Below are 15,508 nucleotides of genomic sequence, written 5' to 3'. Positions count from 1 at the left end.
TACCGAGGCACAATGACATGAAAGTAGGTCTGGTCGGTTGGCGTGGGATGGTTGGTTCTGTCCTAATGCAACGTATGGTTGAAGAGAATGATTTTGCTCATATTGAGCCATTCTATTTCTCTACCAGTAATGCAGGTGGCGAAGCACCTTCATTTGGTGGTAAGACTGCCCCAGCACTTATGGATGCAACAGACATTAACAGTCTGAAGCAAATGGATGTCATTTTAACCTGCCAAGGTGGTGATTATACCTCTGAAGTCTTCCCAAAGCTTAAAGCTGAAGGTTGGGATGGCTATTGGATTGATGCCGCATCTACGCTGCGTATGGCAGATGATGCAATCATCGTTCTTGATCCAGTCAACTTAAATGTGATCAAAGATGGTTTGGTCAACGGTACTAAAACTTTCGTTGGCGGTAACTGTACCGTTTCATTGATGTTGATGGGCTTAGGTTCACTGTTCCAAAATAATTTAGTGGAATGGGCGACTTCAATGACCTATCAAGCAGCGTCTGGTGCGGGTGCGCAGAACATGCGTGAACTGATCACAGGTATGGGTTATTTGTATAACAATACTAAAACCTTATTGGATGACCCTAAATCTGCAATCCTTGATATTGACCGTCAAATCGCAGAATTACAACGTGGCGAAGGTTTCCCGAAAGCAAACTTTGGCGTGCCATTGGCGGGTTCATTGATTCCGTATATCGACAAACAACTCGAAAGCGGTCAATCGAAAGAAGAATGGAAAGGTCAGGTTGAAACCAACAAGATTTTAGGTAATCAACAAATCGTTCCAATTGATGGTCACTGTGTGCGTATTGGTGCAATGCGTTGCCACTCTCAAGCAATCACATTGAAATTGAAAAAAGATGTGCCACTTGATGAAATCGAAGACATGATTCGCAACTCTAGCCAATGGGCAAAAGTCGTTCCGAATACTCGTGAAGCCTCTATGACAGATCTTACCCCTGTTGCAGTCACAGGTACTTTAACTGTTCCTGTTGGCCGTTTGCGTAAGCTCAATATGGGTAAAGAATATCTTGGTGCATTCACTGTTGGTGACCAACTGCTTTGGGGTGCTGCCGAGCCATTACGCCGTATGCTTCGTATTCTGGTGGAATACAAGAACGCTTAAGCAAAAATTCCTAAAAATCAAAAGCCGATCACATTTGATCGGCTTTTTTCTTGCGACGAAAGATGAATAATTTACAATTCATTTACATCACGGTAATGTATACTTTTTCCAGACCATAACATCACTTTTTCATGGATCGAGATGACTGTTTATAACAAATTAAAAATTGCCATTTTAGCCATCATTTCTTCGCAACACCTTTATGCAATTACGCTTGATCCAATTCAAATCCAGTCTGCGCCTGGTGAACTTCTTTATGCCGAAATGAGTTTCCACCAAGCCGATGCCAATTCTAAATTAGACGTCAGTTTGGCAACACCTGAAGATTTATTGATGCTTGGCGCTGCGCATCAGCCCCCTGCTAATCTTAATTTTTTTACACGCCGTAATAATCAAGGTGAAGGCGTGATTGTGATCACTTCATCACGTCCCATGACCGATGCTGAACTGAATATTATTTTAAAAATTCAGGAAGGTGGCGCATCTCATTTAAAGCATATTCGCCAACCGATGCGCCAAGTCGCGAAAGCACCTCTAGCGAAGAATGCCAATGAAAAATCACTCACACCCAAGTTTATTGTCAGTGAAAAAGATATCGCTTTAAACTTACCTGAAAGCACACGCTTTAATGTTACAAACGCAAATTCACAAGGGCAAAACTTAAAACAAGAAACACTCCTGAATGCGCCATTTACCCTTCCACCTGTATTAGAAACATCAAAGCCAAGTACGACAACAACAGTTGCCAGTGCAGTTTCAATCGCTCCTCCCGTGAAAGTAGAAACAACCGCGGCAGCGGCGAGCTCCGTGCCACAGCCAGCAACGCCTATCGCAGAAAAAGTACCACAGCAGCCAAAAACAGTGCCTGTCAAACAGGAAAGCACTCAAACTGTGAGTACGGCCGCTACCAAGCAAAGTACTGCATTGGATGAGGAACTCAAAGTAGCTGAACTTAAACCGATTGAAACCAAAGAAAAAGCAAAAACACCTAATCCAGTGAAAGAGACAGTCCAAGCGGCCAAAAAGAAGCTCCCGACAAAAGCAGCAGCAAACGATGACAAAGCCCAACAGCATGTGGTGCAACGGAATGAATCATTATGGAGTATTGCACAACATATTGCAGGGCAAACACAGCAGCCTGTTGCTCAGGTCATGAATCAAATCAAAGCACAAAATGAACATGCCTTTATTGGGGGCAACGCCAACCGCCTTAGACAGGGCTCACATTTAAACTTTAATCTTACTGCCACATCTACACAGCAGAATAAGAACACCAATCAAATTGCGGCACAAACACAGCGTCCAGCCGTAGGAAAAGCCAAATATCGGTTACAACAAGCTGAAATGTCTCTAGTGGCTGAGAGTAATCAAGATTCCAGTACTGGAAGTGCCAAAAAAGACACATTACAGCAAAAAACCAGTGCCGATTTATCATTAAAAGTTATGACAGCACGAGAAAAAACCGTTACATTACAAAGAAACGTAACACAGTTAGAATTGGCACTACGTCAGAAGGAACAACGTATTCAGCTGTTAAATGCTCGACTTGCTGAACTGCAAGATCAGTTGAAAGCGCAACAGGACACTAAAAAGCCAACACGCTAGGTTACGAGAATATTCTCATAAATTTGCATAAAAGCGGCTCTATCTTTAAGGGGTATAGATCATGTCAACTATAATCATTGTACTGCTCGTCATTGTACTGATTGTAGCTATCGTTTTAAAAAAACGTGAAAGCAATCAAGCCAATACTGCACCTAAAAAAGGTGCAAGCAAAACGACAAAAAAAGCAGCGACACGATCTGCTTCACGAACCACGCTCGTACGTGAAGAACAAGAGCCAGCAGCACCTCCAACGACTACAGCAATTTCTGAAAGCTTACGTCAAAAACTTGAACAACAAATTCAAAGTGGTAACTTTCAGTCTGCCGAGGCACAAATCAATCAAGCTTTAAAACAAGACAATTCTCAACATGAATTATATTTGTTTTTACTGGATATTCATTTAAAGCAAAAAGATGATTTGGCGATTGATCAATTGATCAAACATATTCATGCCTTAAAACTGGAAGATATTGCACAAGCAGCAGAAGCGAAGCATCGTGAATACGAGCAGAATAAACAGCCTGATTCAATTGAATTTAATTTAGCATCACATAGTTTTCAGCAAACACCTACATCTGAGCCACAGCTTCAAAGCAATGCTGCTGACTTTGATGCACTGGTTCAAACACCAGCTGCACAATCATTTGATGACTTACAGTCAGAATATGCTGCACCGACAGAAGAAGCAAAGCCTGTAGAAGCTGCCCCTGAAGTTCAACCTTTAGACTTTAATTTCTCCTTTGAACAGAAGCCTGTTGATGAAGCCGTGCCAGCACAGTCTCCAGTTGAAACATCTGAGAGTAAAGAACAGCAGCCACTTGAGTTTTCGTTTAACTTAGAACCAACACCACCAAGCATTGAAGAAGCAAAAACTGAAGACCTAAAACCTGAGCTTGATTTTAACTTTACTTCTTTAGAGGTTGCATCTCAGCCCGTTGCAGAAAAAGCACCTGTAGAAGAAGCGGCACCTAGCTTAGATTTTAATTTTGAACCTACCGTAGAAAAAACTGAACAACCTGCACCACTTGAAACCACAACGTTTTCATTTGACATTGCAGAACCAGCTGCAGTTGACACACAACCTGAATTGATCACTCCTGCGGCAACACCTGCAGCAGCGATTACAGTTCATGACCCATTGGCCCAGTCTTTCCCAGACCTGCAACAACTTGATGAAGCACAGCTGAATTTAGAGCTTGCAGAGCAGTATATTGAACTGGGCGCCTATGATTCTGCACGTGAGTTGTTAAAAAACAATCAGGCATTCAATGCAGAACAACAACAACGTTCAGAAAATTTACTGAATAAAATAGCTTCCTGAATTTGATCAGTCTAATATAAGCAGTCTCTCAGGCTGCTTTTTTTATGATGAAAACAATCGCTTTAATTTATATGGGTGGGACGTTTGGTTGTATTGGTGAACCCTTGATACCAATGCCTGAACAGGATTTTTTACCTTTATTAGTGAAGGTGATTCCACCACATTTGCAGGTTGAATGTTTCGCTGCCCCTAGCATTAAAGACAGCAGCGCTTGTACCGCAAGTGATTGGTTGAAATTGGTACAACAAATCCAACAATTACAACTCAATGGCTTTCAGCATTTTGTCATTATTCATGGAACGGATACACTGAGTTATGCTGCGGCAACACTGGCACGTTTTTTAGGCCATTCTTGCCACGCCATCATTACGGGCAGCCAATACCCATTATTGAATATTGAAGGCAATGATACCCGCGAATTCACCGATGCAATCGGCAATCTGTATTTAGCACTGGAGCAAGTGCTTACCTTACCAAGTGGTGTTTATCTTACCTTCCATGAACAAGTCTTTCATGCACAAAGTACTTTAAAAGCCCATACCACTGAATTAGACGCCTTTGTTGGCATCAAAGCAGACCAGAGCTGTAACACTACAGCAGATGCTTTTATTGTCCAAAATGAACAGATTGAGCAAGCCGCTCAACTTAGTGTTTTGAATTTGATGTTACAGCCGATTGAGAAACAACAACTTATTGTGCAGTTAAAAAATCTTCTGCTTAACCCACCTCACTTTTTGGTTCTGCAAGGCTTTGGTACAGGCAATATTGCGGTGAATGATGAAATTCTAGCATTATTTGAACAGCTCTATCAGCAACGGTGCTTACCCATTATTAGTACACAAGTGACCTTTGGGCAACTTGATCAACGCTATGCGGTCAGCTCATGGATTCAATCTGCCAAAGTTTTAGTCAATGATTGCCATAGCCATGCCGATTTATATGCAAAAGTCTTGCAAATGTATTTAAAATATCCGACCCACGAACAATGGTTCGCGCATTGGCATCAACATTAATTCTGAGGTTAGAACATGCAACGTTATGCAATCGGTATTGAATTTTGCGGTACTCAATACCGTGGTTGGCAAACCCAACAGGCTGGCGTTATCACTGTTCAGGAAACCATAGAAAAAGTACTGAGTCGTATTGCCAATCAGCCGATTATGTTGCATGGCGCTGGACGAACGGATGCAGGTGTACATGCGACCAATATGGTGGCACATTTCGACACCGAAGCCATTCGCCCAGAACAAGGTTGGATTCGTGGTGCCAATAGTCAATTGCCCAAAGACATTTCAATCCAGTGGATTAAATGTATGGATGAAAATTTCCATGCGCGTTTTAAAGCGGTGGCTCGTCGTTATCGCTATGTGGTGTATAACGCCCCGACTCGCCCTGCCTTGTTATATAAACAGGTCACCCATCTTTATCAAAAGCTTGATGTGCAAAAGATGATTACTGCCGCTGCAAAATTCGAGGGTACGCATAATTTTGAGACTTTTCGTGCCGCAGCCTGTCAATCCAATCAACCTGTACGTCATGTAAAACACTGTCGCTTATTCGAACATGGCCGTTATCTGGTCTTAGATATTCAAGCGGATGGTTTCTTGCACCATATGGTACGCAATATCATGGGCTGCCTGCTTGAAATTGGGCAAGGCATGTATGAAATTGACCATATTGATACCATGTTTGCCGCAGAAGATCGCACCGCTGCGGGGATTACCGCCCCACCTGATGGTTTATATTTTATTCAGTCTTATTATCCAGATGAATTCGATTTACCACAGCTACCTTTAGGTCCACACTGGTTAAATTTAGCTGAATAACAAAAAAGCCTTATCACAATGATAAGGCTTTTTTACTTAGAAGCAATTAACGCTGTTTACGCTTGCGATATTCAACTGGCGTTTCATTGGTCCAACGCTTAAAGGCACGATAGAAGGTACTTGGTTCAGAGAAACCAGTTAAATAGACAATACGCTCGACACTTTCATTGGTATTCGCCAACAGCTTTTTGGCTAAACGACAACGATAATCTGAAAGAATTTGCTGGAAGCTGGTATTGGCTTCACTGAGTTGGGTTCTTAAACGCCGAGGAGTAATATTCAACTGTGCTGCCACCGTTTCCAAGGTCGTTTCACCACTTTCAAGGGTTGAACCAATGGCACGACGGACTTCCCCAACGAGGTCATAACGCGCAAGTTCTTGTAATTTTTCAATCGCCAATTGCTCATGCAATTGTAATAATTCAGGCTCTGCTTGCCATAAAGGATAATCCAGTACGGCCGCATCAAAATAAAGGCGGGTTTCTTTTTGCCCCAAGCTCACTGGGCAGCCATAGACTCTAAAGTATTCGTCATCAGCAGCGCCCTCATTGAAGTTAAAATCAATATAAATCGGGTGAAACTGACCTTCGGTAATAAATTTAAAGAAACGTAAAATGCCTGACATAGCACATTCAGAGAAATGACGGTTGACCAAATTATCTGGCCAATACTGTTCGCCATTGCTCAAGTAACAGCGACCATCTTCAATCACCAGTTTGGCATCGAAAGCATCACTGATCAGGCGTTGATAGGCCAAGGCACGTTTTAAGCCCTCACCAAAGGTTTCACTACTAATAAATAAATGTTCAATCACTTGCCCACGATAAAGTGGTAGATGTTCACCGAGATGAAGCCCGATATCAGGATCGTTACTCACATCCTGTGCAGCGATCCAGAACGCATTTTGTGCACTTAGCGGCGTTCTTGCATTGGTATCCACTTGATTTAATGCCACGCCGGCCTTTGTTAAAATCTCTTCAGTTGGTAATCCTGCTTTACGAATTGCCTGATAACCAAAGCGCAATACAACTGATGCATCTGTTAGCTGACCCACGCTGTGCCCTTCCCTGTAGATACGTTATTATGACAATGAACAACAATTTTAGATTAACGTTGATTGACCAAACTGACAACAATATTCTGCTTATTTTGTTAAAAAAAATCGCGAATTGTCTGACAGTTCCTTTCGGTTAATATCTGACAGCCTCTAACAGACTTGATCTTGTAAATTTTAAATAAATTGACTATAATTTGCGCCTTCCCAATTTGATCTCAGGTAGGCTATGGCCAATAAAGAGGAACTCATTGAGTTCGAAGGCGTTGTCACCGAAACGCTTCCTAATACGATGTTCCGTGTACGTTTAGAAAACGGTCACGAAGTTATTGCTCACATTTCTGGTAAAATGCGTAAACACTATATCCGTATTTTGACAGGTGACAGTGTTAAAGTTGAAATGACACCTTATGATTTAACTAAGGGTCGTATCACTTATCGTGCACGCTAAGTCAGATTAGTGAATGCAAAAAAGCCACATCATGTGGCTTTTTTTATTGCTGATACGAAAGTTTATTCACTAAGGCGTGTTGTTTTACAACCCACCGTCTGACATTCACGGATACGCTCTTGCAGCCAGTTATTGCGTTCTTGCGTTGCGTTCAATTGGCATTGCACATAAACCGTACTCTTGGAATCATCACTACATTCTGCATCACGATGGCGAATCCACGCCAGTTGTGATTTTTTTAAAATTTTTTGTTGTGTATCGCTCAGCTGTTTGCGTAATTGCTGATAGTTTTTATTTAAATCAGCATCTGCACTGGCAAAAATTTTATTGGTACAGTAGATATCATCATAAGTATTACGGGCATTTTCGCAGTTATCCGCATAGCTCAATGTCGCCATTGCCCCACAGATCAAGCCAAATATTATTTTGCGCATGAAGTTGTCCAAATCGCTTAATTATCATCATTATCTAAGCATATTTTGCTAGGCTTGAACATTGTCCAAAAGTAGACAAGATTGTATCTTTTTAGCAATTCACATAAATGCTCTCGACACTCCTGCACTTTTGCAATTGAATAAAAAAAGATCAAAAAGATAAAGGATGATCATAATGAAAAATTATAAGTACCTGTTGTTCTGTACGCTTCTCGGTTTACAAGCTTGTGCGACATCAAACCAGCCAAATATTAGCCTACCCGACTATCTAAAACCGTTTATTGGGCAATCTGCGCAGACCATCCAGCAACAGCTCGACTTAAAACCCTTAGGTTTCCAAACACTGGCCCAACCGGTTAAGCAAAATAATCAACTGATTTATACCGTGATTCGTCCTGTCCGTATCCCGATTCCGATTGCACAATCAACCGAACTTGGCGCTCAGAATATTCCAATTCAAACTGCTGGCAATGCAGGTAGTGCTTATGATCTGAACTTAAAATGCCATATTATTTTTGAGCTGGATCAACAACAAATTGCACAATCAATTCGTTATGAGGGTAAGGCCTGCTGATTTATCAAATAAAAAACGCAGCTCATGCTGCGTTTTTTATAGACTTCAAGGCTTAGTTTAATGCTACAACTACAGCCTCACCCATCGCATCTGTACCGACCTTGTTCATGCCTTCCGACATAATATCGGCAGTACGTAAACCTTGGTCTAACACCTGACCGACCGCATCTTCAATTGCTTTCGCAGCTGCTTCTTCACGGAAGGTATAGCGCAACATCATTGCTACTGAAAGCACTGTTGCCAATGGATTGGCAATATTCTGACCTGCAATATCTGGCGCTGAACCATGACATGGTTCATACATACCTTTGCCATTCTCATCTAAAGAGGCAGATGGCAACATACCAATTGAACCCGTCAACATCGCTGCTTCGTCAGAGAGGATATCACCGAACAAATTACCTGTGACAATCACATCAAATTGCTTAGGTGCGCGGACCAACTGCATTGCTGCGTTATCTACATACATATGCGACAACTGAATATTTGAATACTGTGCTTGCTGCAAGTCAGTGACGGTTTGTTTCCACAATTCCGTTACTTCAAGTACGTTGGCTTTATCCACCGAACAGACCTTGCCACCACGCAATCCAGCCAACTCAAAAGCCACTTTGGCGATGCGTTTGATTTCACTTTCTGAATAGACGTCAGTGTTATACCCCTGCTTTTCACCATTTTCGAGTTCACGAATACCACGTGGCTGACCAAAATAGATCCCACCCGTTAACTCACGAACAATCAGAATATCAAGACCAGCAACGATTTCAGGCTTTAAGCTAGACGCATCCGCCAATTGTGGATACAAAATCGCAGGACGTAAGTTGGCGAATAAATTGAGTTCACTTCGAATTTTTAACAAGCCGCGTTCAGGGCGAATTGAACGCTCAATGCTATCCCACTTCGGACCACCGACTGCACCTAATAAAATTGCATCGGCTTTTTTCGCCTGTTCACTGGTCACTGTTGGGTACGGTTCGCCATGCGCATCAATTGCAGAACCACCAAGCAAACCATGTTCCCATGTCAAACCTAAATTAAATTTATCATTGACCTTGGTTAAAACCTTTTCAGCAGCTGCTACGATTTCAGGACCAATGCCATCACCCGCTAAAATTAAAATATGCTTCGACATTTATTTTTCCAATTTTCCTATGTGCAGCGATAACACTGCGAGCCTATTAAACCTTTTTCTCAACAAACTCACCAAGACCTGTACTGACGTCAAATGGACGACAGAAACGGCGAATGGTGTGTTGCTCTTGCTGTAAATCTACACACAATGGATCAGGTACAGAAACATTAAGTAAACTGCCTGAACGACGTGTTCGGTCTCGGTACATTTTAAAGGTATAGCGCACATGCGGTTTAAATGCATGAATCACATGGAAAGTTTCGGAACGATCAGGAGAAATCGGATAAAAACGAATGACGACTTCATATTGCTTGGCTGGCACACTTAAATAGACCTGCTGTTTGCGGCTAAATACTGAACCATGTAAGCGTACAATGCCGCGTTCCATTGCCTGTTGGCTAATCCGATGAGTTTTTGCATCAATGACCGCAATGTCACCAATTCGTTCAAACTCACAATTCTCAACACCTGAACAATATAAAGTTGTGTTGTCCGCCTTACTTTCCAATGTGTTCTGTGCAATACGAACCTGATCCACCACATTGGGTGCATTTTGACACGCAGTCAAAGTCATCGTAGCGCCTAGACACAGTAAAATACTGCGAGCGAGTCTTCTTTTCATTATTCAAGCCCAGTCCTCATGTCTTGTTAACATGTAAGCAAAATATTATCCGCTAGCATGTTAACAAGAGTTCAATCTCTGCGCTATGCCTATGTTAAAAATGTCTAAAACCCAATCTGGTTTCTTGCACCCAAACTTATGCTCGGATGTCTTGAAACACCCAAGGACGCGCTTGTTTCGCCTTAGCTTCAAAAGCACGAATATCATCGGCCACTTGTAAAGTTAAGCCAATATCATCCAAACCATTCAACAAGCAATGTTTACGGAATGGGTCAATTTCAAATTTAAATGCTTCACCTGCGGGCGTACGTACTTCCTGAGCTTCTAAATCAATCGTAAGTTGATAACCCTCATTCTCAGCACACTCCTTGAACAATTGATCCACAATCTGTTCAGATAAAATCACAGGTAACATGCCATTTTTAAAGCAGTTATTAAAGAAGATATCAGCAAAACTTGGTGCAATGACGGTACGAAATCCATATTCATTTAATGCCCATGGCGCATGCTCACGGCTTGAACCACAACCAAAGTTAGTCCGTGCCAATAAGATAGTTGAACCTTGATAGCGCGGTTGATTTAACACGAAGTCAGGATTCTTTGGGCGCTTACTAATGTCTTGACCTAAGAAGCCTTCATCTAAATAGCGTAACTCATCAAATAAGTTATCGCCGAATCCCGTACGTTTAATCGATTTCAAAAACTGTTTTGGAATAATTAAATCGGTATCGACATTGGCACGGTCTAAAGGTGCAACAACACCTTGCTCTACAGTGTATTTTTCCATGATATTGCTCCCTTAGAATGAACGAACGTCAACAAAATGGCCTGCAATTGCCGCTGCCGCTGCCATCGCTGGGCTTACTAAATGCGTCCGCCCACCATTGCCCTGACGACCTTCAAAGTTACGATTCGAGGTTGAAGCACAATGTTCACCGGGTTGTAACTTGTCAGCATTCATAGCCAAACACATTGAACAGCCTGGTTCACGCCATTCAAAACCTGCCGCCAAGAAAATTTGATCTAAACCTTCTTGTTCGGCTTGCTGTTTCACCAAACCAGAACCCGGCACAATCATTGCTTGCTTAATACTTGAAGCAACTGTACGCCCCTTCACGACATCTGCAGCAGCTCGGATATCTTCAATACGTGAGTTAGTACATGAGCCAATGAAAACACGATCTAACTGAATATCAGCCAAAGCTTGACCAGCAGTTAAGCCCATATATTGATAAGCACGGGTCCAGTCATTGCGTTGTACATCATCTTTGGCTTGTTCTAAAGTTGGTACTGCCTGTGAAACAGGAATCACCATTTCTGGAGAAGTTCCCCAAGATACTTGAGGCTCAATCTCTGCACCATTCAATACCACCACCGCATCAAATACGGCATCTTCATCCGAATGCAAGGTATCCCAGTATGCGACTGCTTGATCCCACTGCTCACCTTTTGGTGCATAGTTGCGGTCTTTCACATAGGCAATGGTTTTGTCATCAACAGCAACCATACCAACTCGAGCACCCGCTTCGATCGCCATATTACATACGGTCATACGACCTTCGATTGACATATCGCGGAACACTTGCCCGCCAAACTCAATGGCATAGCCTGTACCACCCGCAGTCCCAATTTTACCGATAATGGCTAACACGACATCTTTAGAAGTCACGCCTTTACCTAATACACCATCAACACGAACCAACATGTTTTTCGACTTCTTCTGTACCAAGCATTGTGTAGCCAATACATGTTCCACTTCCGACGTTCCGATACCATGTGCCAAACAGCCAAAAGCACCATGTGTTGCGGTATGCGAATCACCACAGACCACGGTCATGCCCGGCAAAGTTAAACCTTGTTCTGGGCCAACCACATGGGCAATCCCTTGACGGATATCATTAATCCCAAACTCAACGATATTAAAGGTTTTACAGTTGTCATCTAAGGTTTGTACTTGAATTCGAGAGGTATCATCTTCAATCCCTGCAATGCCCTGTTCACGCTCTTTTTTAGAAGTTGGCACGTTATGGTCAGGTGTTGCAACGTTAGCACTTAAACGCCAAGGTTGGCGATCGGCAAGCTGTAAGCCTTCAAACGCTTGAGGACTGGTCACTTCATGTAATAGATGGCGATCAATATAAATTAAGCTCGAACCATCATCGCGTTGTTTTACTAAATGGTCATCCCATAATTTGTCATATAAGGTCTTGCCTGCCATGTCGTCGCCCTCCATCGTGCTTGCCATTGGTCTGGGTATTTTTCATCTTGAATTGATTATAGCAATCGCTTCACATAAATCTAATTTATCATTTTTATAAATTAACAAACTTTTAGGAATGATAAATTTAAATTTTATATCTTGATCATCTCATTAAATTAAAAAAATTTAAATCATCTTAGCTGAGCACATTTCATACGCACTCTGGCTTTGAGCAGCTGATGTTAAATCAATCACCTCACGATTTATAAATCCAATCGTCCTGAATTGAAATTTCCTTTTTACATTTTAAATGATAATGATTATTATTTAATTAAATAGAGATTTTGTAGGGTGAAACAGATGTCAAATATTCAACAATTTGTCATGAACAATAGTCGGACTTTGAAAAAAACCTTGAGTTATTACATCATGCATATTAGTGTTGCGATGATCGTTGCTTACCTGATTACAGGCAATTGGCTCATGGCAGCTACCTTAAGTTTAATTGAACCAACGGTACAAGCCTTTGCTTTTTTCTTTCATGAAAAAGTATGGAATTATTTCTAATTCAAAAATACTGCTTATAAAACTAATTTTAAAATCTCCTTGGACAAGCTTGTATGAACCTCGCTGCTTTTGAAGCATTTGTAAAAGTGATGGAAACTGGTTCAATTTCCATCGCAGCAGAACAATTATTTATTACCCAACCCGCAGTCACCAAACGGATTCATAGCTTAGAAGACTATTTTGGGGTCAAACTATTTGAATCTGCGGGTCGGGGCATTCAGCCCACCCATGCAGCACATTCTCTATTGCCTAAAGTTCGTACTTGGCTAAATGAATTAGGGGAAATTCACCATACCTTAAGTCATGAACAAGCTCAGGTCCAAGGTCGTTTAAAAATAGGGACCAGTCATCATATTGGCTTACACCATTTAGCTGAACCCCTTAAGAACTTTGTACAACACTATCCTCAAGTCACCTTGGATGTGCATTTTGTCGATTCAGAACAAGCCCATGAACAAGTTTTGGCAGGTGAATTGGAACTGGCATTTTTAACCTTACCACCGGTTGGGGATGATCGTCTCAATTACGTGACCATTTGGAATGACCCTTTAGTCTTCGTGGCTGCTCCCTTCCACCCCTTGGCTCAACAGACACAGCTTAAATTGGAAGACTTGATTGCCTATCCAAGCCTATTACCAGCAGCACAAACTTATACCAGCCAAATTACCCTTTCAGAGTTTGAGAAAAATAACTTAAAACCAAAAATCACCATGAGCAATAATCCACTTGAGTCAATCAGAATGCTGGTGTCAATTGGTTTAGGTTGGTCTGTGTTACCAAAAACCTTGGTGAATCAAGATTTAAAACAACTTGATTTAAAACTAGATATGCAGCGTCAACTGGGTATGGTTTGGCATCCCGCACGAATCCAATCCAAAGCGGCTGAAGAACTGATTCGAATGATGCATGTAGGCTAGTGGTATCTGTTAATCTCCACCGCCCCCACCACAGCTGCTGCAACTACTACAGCTATTGCTGCTACTTCCACAACTCGAAGAGGATGACGAAGACTGAGCTTGCAAATATTGCGCATAATCCTTGGTCATCAATTCTAAATTAAAATACTGCCCTTCCTGCCAATTTAAGACCTGATCAATGGCAAATAGTCTCGGTAACAACGTGGTATTTCTTGGCTGAAAAGCATGCAACGTACAATTCATTCGCCATGCTTCAAACAATTGTTTGGTTTGCTGTTGAGACGGAGTCGTTGCATCATAGGGGCTATGCTGTAACTGCCGACCGAGTATCTGTTCACATAAGTCTTGATACTGCTTTGGGAACTCCAACATCACATGCCATAACGAATCCACTGCATGCGAAGGCATGGCATAGGCCTGTTTTTGCATGACATGCAATGCCAAATAATCCTTAAATCCAGCTTCGATCAATTGCCGTTGTTTTAGACCCAGTTCAGGATAATAGAATCTGAATTTGTTCCAAAAAATCGGATCGAATTTAAATTGCTCAATCTTTTGTAGTTTTTTAGATTTGGAACGCGCAATCAAAGCCAGATTCAGCACGATCAACGTCCAAAGTAAAGGTAAGATCACCCAAGCAGTAAAAAGCTGTTGCTGCCAACTGTACATTAAGATCAAGACGAACAGCGGGAGCGCGATCCATCGCATTTTAATCATGGGTTGTTGTCGTTTTAATTGCAGTAATGCATCGATTGAAATAGAAGTCTGCGCTTCCTGATTTATTTTTATTTTCATAAAGTGATCTTAAAAATAAATGATGACATTAATATGACAAAAAACCTCCCTGCTGGGAGGTTTAATCAAGATTATTTAATCTGCAATAAATGGCGAATTTGCTGAGCCATCTGCTGAACATCCAAGAGGTGGTGTGGAATCGTCATCGACAATAATTGATCTGAGCGGTGACGGCGATCAACCTCAAGCATGACATGGGTTTGGTGCGGTTCAGCCACAAAAGACACTTCCACCTCATTAAAACCACTGAATAAACGCGAAGAGACAAATTCAAGTTCTTGGTAGCAACCAATGGTCGATCTAAAGTTATGCGCAGTCAGTTGGCCTTTTTCCACATCCACGCTGGATAATACAAATCCGCATTGCTGCATGGCTTGTAAAAACATGTGCATGGCAGGTGTTGGCAGAACGCTTAAATAATCACGATCCGTTGCGTCCACACCCCAATCCACATCCAGACGGGTATTGATCCAAACCCGTGTTCCATTACGGCGGCAAGAAACTTCGGTGATTGGGGTTTCATGCGGTATTTCCATGGTGAAAGGAACATTGTGCGATTGATTTGCCGGCAATGAAAAATTAGAACTGATTAACCATTGATCCAACACCAAAGGCTGATTAAATTCATGATCGCCCGATTCCACCTCCGCCATGGTCATTAATTGCAGATAGAGGCCTTTAATTTCTTTATCGGTTGAGCCACCTTTAAAGTTAATCTCGCCACGTAACGTCTCGCCCGCTTGTAAGGTTGAATTAAACAAACGGGTTTCAAGCGTGACACCTTGCAGGCCCAAACCTGACATAATTTTGCTAAACATTTGTGTTTTTTCTCTCAAATCATCACTATTTTATGTCTGTACTCACAGACCTATTA

17 protein-coding genes are annotated in these 15,508 nt (G+C 41.9%); 9 read left to right on the top strand and 8 right to left on the bottom strand.

Going from position 1 to position 15,508, the window contains the following annotated elements; all coding sequences use genetic code 11:
* Positions 1-17 precede the first annotated feature (17 nt).
* The 5 genes from asd to truA all read left to right on the top strand — a co-directional run bounded on the left by asd (position 18) and on the right by truA (position 5,888).
* Positions 18-1,136: an aspartate-semialdehyde dehydrogenase gene (gene asd / locus F885_RS12625; protein WP_004802505.1), complete on the top strand. Its 1,119-nt coding sequence runs from the start codon at positions 18-20 to the stop codon at positions 1,134-1,136.
* Between the two features lie 141 nt (positions 1,137-1,277).
* Positions 1,278-2,741, top strand: coding sequence for a FimV/HubP-related protein (locus F885_RS12630; RefSeq protein ID WP_005315192.1), 1,464 nt, complete (start codon positions 1,278-1,280; stop codon positions 2,739-2,741).
* A 61-nt stretch (positions 2,742-2,802) separates the two neighbouring features.
* Entirely contained in the window at positions 2,803-4,062 is a 1,260-nt protein-coding gene (locus tag F885_RS12635) for a hypothetical protein (RefSeq protein WP_005315191.1), read from the top strand.
* 44 nt (positions 4,063-4,106) lie between these two features.
* Positions 4,107-5,075 (top strand): asparaginase domain-containing protein, encoded by a 969-nt coding sequence (locus F885_RS12640; protein WP_005315189.1) that lies wholly within the window; start codon positions 4,107-4,109, stop codon positions 5,073-5,075.
* A 15-nt stretch (positions 5,076-5,090) separates the two neighbouring features.
* Positions 5,091-5,888 (top strand): tRNA pseudouridine(38-40) synthase TruA, encoded by a 798-nt coding sequence (truA, locus tag F885_RS12645; protein WP_005315187.1) that lies wholly within the window; start codon positions 5,091-5,093, stop codon positions 5,886-5,888.
* A 46-nt stretch (positions 5,889-5,934) separates the two neighbouring features.
* Here the strand turns inward: truA and F885_RS12650 are convergent, their stop codons facing one another.
* Positions 5,935-6,942 carry an AraC family transcriptional regulator gene (locus F885_RS12650; RefSeq protein WP_004656037.1) on the bottom strand — a complete coding sequence of 336 codons (1,008 nt, stop codon included), beginning with the start codon at positions 6,940-6,942 and terminating at the stop codon, positions 5,935-5,937.
* A gap of 229 nt (positions 6,943-7,171) precedes the next feature.
* On the opposite strand from F885_RS12650, the gene infA reads away from it, so the two are divergent.
* A complete protein-coding gene (infA, locus tag F885_RS12655) occupies positions 7,172-7,393 on the top strand; it encodes a translation initiation factor IF-1 (protein WP_001284370.1) in 222 nt (73 codons plus the stop codon).
* Between the two features lie 62 nt (positions 7,394-7,455).
* Here the strand turns inward: infA and F885_RS12660 are convergent, their stop codons facing one another.
* On the bottom strand, positions 7,456-7,827 hold the full coding sequence (locus F885_RS12660) for a lysozyme inhibitor LprI family protein (protein ID WP_004656039.1): 372 nt from the start codon (positions 7,825-7,827) through the stop codon (positions 7,456-7,458).
* A 175-nt stretch (positions 7,828-8,002) separates the two neighbouring features.
* Here F885_RS12660 and F885_RS12665 point away from each other — a divergent pair, with 175 nt between their 5' ends.
* Positions 8,003-8,401 carry a hypothetical protein gene (locus F885_RS12665; RefSeq protein ID WP_004802495.1) on the top strand — a complete coding sequence of 133 codons (399 nt, stop codon included), beginning with the start codon at positions 8,003-8,005 and terminating at the stop codon, positions 8,399-8,401.
* Between the two features lie 52 nt (positions 8,402-8,453).
* On the opposite strand, the gene leuB is transcribed toward F885_RS12665, so the two are convergent.
* The 4 genes from leuB to leuC all read right to left on the bottom strand — a co-directional run bounded on the left by leuB (position 8,454) and on the right by leuC (position 12,373).
* Positions 8,454-9,533 (bottom strand): 3-isopropylmalate dehydrogenase, encoded by a 1,080-nt coding sequence (leuB, locus tag F885_RS12670; protein ID WP_005315175.1) that lies wholly within the window; start codon positions 9,531-9,533, stop codon positions 8,454-8,456.
* Positions 9,534-9,579: 46 nt separating this feature from the next.
* Complete coding sequence (locus F885_RS12675) at positions 9,580-10,155, bottom strand: hypothetical protein (RefSeq protein WP_032859189.1); 576 nt, start codon at positions 10,153-10,155, stop codon at positions 9,580-9,582.
* A 136-nt stretch (positions 10,156-10,291) separates the two neighbouring features.
* Positions 10,292-10,942 (bottom strand): 3-isopropylmalate dehydratase small subunit, encoded by a 651-nt coding sequence (gene leuD, locus F885_RS12680; protein WP_005315172.1) that lies wholly within the window; start codon positions 10,940-10,942, stop codon positions 10,292-10,294.
* 12 nt (positions 10,943-10,954) lie between these two features.
* Complete coding sequence (leuC, locus tag F885_RS12685; RefSeq protein WP_005315166.1) at positions 10,955-12,373, bottom strand: 3-isopropylmalate dehydratase large subunit; 1,419 nt, start codon at positions 12,371-12,373, stop codon at positions 10,955-10,957.
* Positions 12,374-12,715: 342 nt separating this feature from the next.
* Between leuC and F885_RS12690 the strand changes: the two genes are divergently transcribed.
* Both F885_RS12690 and F885_RS12695 read left to right on the top strand, forming a co-directional pair.
* Positions 12,716-12,922 carry a DUF2061 domain-containing protein gene (locus F885_RS12690; protein ID WP_004656050.1) on the top strand — a complete coding sequence of 69 codons (207 nt, stop codon included), beginning with the start codon at positions 12,716-12,718 and terminating at the stop codon, positions 12,920-12,922.
* A gap of 53 nt (positions 12,923-12,975) precedes the next feature.
* Positions 12,976-13,839 carry a LysR family transcriptional regulator gene (locus F885_RS12695; RefSeq protein ID WP_004802484.1) on the top strand — a complete coding sequence of 288 codons (864 nt, stop codon included), beginning with the start codon at positions 12,976-12,978 and terminating at the stop codon, positions 13,837-13,839.
* Positions 13,840-13,848: 9 nt separating this feature from the next.
* Here F885_RS12695 and F885_RS12700 read toward each other — a convergent pair whose 3' ends face one another.
* Together F885_RS12700 and F885_RS12705 are read right to left on the bottom strand one after the other, a co-directional pair.
* Positions 13,849-14,634 (bottom strand): glycine-rich domain-containing protein, encoded by a 786-nt coding sequence (locus F885_RS12700; RefSeq protein WP_005315163.1) that lies wholly within the window; start codon positions 14,632-14,634, stop codon positions 13,849-13,851.
* 71 nt (positions 14,635-14,705) lie between these two features.
* On the bottom strand, positions 14,706-15,452 hold the full coding sequence (locus F885_RS12705; RefSeq protein WP_005315160.1) for a sporulation protein: 747 nt from the start codon (positions 15,450-15,452) through the stop codon (positions 14,706-14,708).
* Positions 15,453-15,508: the final 56 nt, after the last annotated feature.

The organism is Acinetobacter higginsii (genome assembly GCF_000369845.1).
GTDB lineage: Bacteria > Pseudomonadota > Gammaproteobacteria > Pseudomonadales > Moraxellaceae > Acinetobacter > Acinetobacter higginsii.
Note: the sequence above shows the minus strand (reverse complement) of the source record. Positions and strands in the feature narration are given on the sequence as shown.